Source organism: Cobetia sp. SIMBA_158 (assembly GCF_046566945.1).
GTDB lineage: Bacteria > Pseudomonadota > Gammaproteobacteria > Pseudomonadales > Halomonadaceae > Cobetia > Cobetia amphilecti.
Map to the genome: position 1 here is coordinate 1 of NZ_JAWJYL010000779.1, position 251 is coordinate 251.

1 pseudogene is annotated in these 251 nt (G+C 35.5%); it reads right to left on the reverse strand.

Features of this window, described 5'->3' with window-relative positions:
- A pseudogene (locus R2R70_RS21930) lies at window positions 1-251 on the reverse strand (hypothetical protein); the annotation flags it as partial.

The following is a 251-nucleotide window of genomic DNA, read 5'->3' on the forward strand; positions in this document are numbered from 1 at the left end:
CGAGTAAAATATGCATTTCATTAAATAACATTTTAATATTTGGACGTAAAAAGAGTGCATAAGTCTCATTGTCCATTCGCACAGGAACACCAATTGTATTCGTTAATTCATTAGCAAAAAAACCAGTTACGAATGTTTCTTGAGGGAACTGTAACATTCCATGATAGATTTTTCCTTTTTGTACTGATGCAATCGTTTCGGGTGATAGTTCATGATGTCGAAACGGTGCTCCGTACAAAGTTCCGTCTGTT